The sequence below is a fragment of the Siminovitchia fortis genome (assembly GCF_007681465.1).
Taxonomy (GTDB): Bacteria; Bacillota; Bacilli; order Bacillales; family Bacillaceae_C; genus Siminovitchia; species Siminovitchia fortis.
Genome location: NZ_VEKZ01000123.1, coordinates 1 through 2017 on the forward strand (window position 1 = coordinate 1; position 2017 = coordinate 2017).

1 protein-coding gene is annotated in these 2017 nt (G+C 46.9%); it reads left to right on the forward strand.

Going from position 1 to position 2017, the window contains the following annotated elements; all coding sequences use genetic code 11:
• Positions 1-1801: IS1182 family transposase (locus tag FS666_RS19115; RefSeq protein WP_144463767.1), on the forward strand; the 1801-nt coding region annotated here is incomplete at its 5' end.
• Positions 1802-2017 lie beyond the last annotated feature (216 nt).

The window sequence follows — 2017 nt, forward strand, 5'->3', positions numbered from 1 at the left end:
TAATCCGAAGATCACTAACAATGAGTATAACACACAAATGAGCCTTCCTCTAGAGGTAAAAGGGGAGGCCCTTGTAACCAAAATCCATTCCGCCCCTAAGTTTAAACCCTACAATAACCGCCAAAGCTTTGCCATCCTGGATGTGGAAGGACTCATCCCCGACCATCATGTCGCCCGTGTGATAGATGAGATGATCGAATCCATCCCGGAAGAGCAATTGGCTGCCCATTATTCCGGCGGCGGCCGTCCTCCGTTTCATCCTAAGTTGATGCTCAAAGTCATCCTGTATGGCTATTCCCAAAAGGTGTATTCCTGCCGGGAGATTGAGAAGCTGACCTGGGAAAACCTTCCGGCTATGTGGTTGGCTGCTATGCAACATCCGGATTTCCGTACCATCAACGACTTCCGGGGCAAGCGCATGAAAAGACTTATGGATGAATTGTTTGAAGCCATGATTCTCCGGCTGATAGAAGAAGGATACATCACATTGGAAAGCTACTTCTTGGATGGCACCAAGCTGGAGGCCAATGCCAATAAGTATTCCTTCGTGTGGAAAAAATCTACCATCCGTTTTGAAGAGAAACTGAAAGAGAAAATCAAAGAAATGCTTCAGGAGATCGAGGAAATTGCTGAGGCGGAAGCCTTGGAGCTTGCGGATCTGCCGGACGAGGAAGCGACACCTGAGCAACTGGAGTCAATCGCTGGCCAGCTCGAAAAGAAGGTTGATGCCTTGACGGATGAAATCGAAGCAGTCGAAGAAGTACCTGTTCGCAAAGAACTGCGCAAGCGCCGCAGTACATTGAAAAAGCCGGTGAAGATGATCCGTGAGAACTTCGTGCCGCGTATCCACAAGTACCATTCATATCACGAGACATTCGGTGACCGCAACAGCTTTTCAAAAACGGATCCTGATGCCACTTTCATGCGCATGAAAGAAGACCATATGAAAAACGGCCAGCTGAAACCCGGCTATAATGTACAGGCAGCCACAGAAAATCAGTTCATCGTTTATTACACTATCCATCAGCGCCCCACCGACACGCGTTGTTTCATTCCGCATATGGAGAAACTCGCGGGGTCTAGTTTGCCGATGCCAAAAACGGTCATCGCCGATGCAGGCTATGGCAGTGAGGAAAACTATCTATATGCCATCGGGGAAGAGAAAGTGCCGCGTTTTAATCCTTTAATTCCTTATAATAACCTTCGAAAAGAGAAGACACGTACATATAAAAATGACATCAGGAATGCAAAAAATTGGACGTACCTGGAGCACGATGATCTGTTCATATGCCCGAATGGACGCAAAGTAACTTTTCAATCATACCGAAACAAAAAGAATGCTTCAGGCTATGTCCAGAGTTATAAGATTTACGAATGCGAGGATTGTTCCGGTTGCCCACTAAAAGCCCAATGCACAAAAGCCAAAGGCAACCGGCAGGTCCATTTGAATATGATATATGAAGAAATGAAGGCAAAGGCCAAGACAGCCCTTGAATGTGAAGAGAACGCAGAAATCTACTCCCGGCGGAAGACCGAGATAGAAAGTGTGTTCGGTCACATCAAGGGCAATCGGTCGTTCCGCCGATTCTCCCTGCGGGGCCTTGAAAAGGTCCACGTGGAGTTCGGGATCGTGGCCCTGGCCCATAACTTCCTGAAAGTGGCGGGCATCCGCCAGCTACTTTCAGGAGGAGATCCCACAAATGCAAAATCAGGAGGAGAAAAACGGTTCGTTTTCCTCCTCCTGATTTATTTTAGGGGCTTTTTAGACAGCCCCTTTTTTATTTTGAGGAGGGACTTTTAAGTGGTGTCAGGGCAGCTTATCCTGGTTTGATTCATCATGGAGCCCGAAACAGTGAAAAGGGTGATAGAGCGGTCACTATAAATTGTTCAGAACAACCAAGAATTCAAAACCACATGCAAATCATGAAACCAACATCAATAATCAACAAGCTGGATGATTACAGCCATGCAATTGACCCAGTTGTGCCATCTTTTTGATCCACCTCTGCCATGAAAT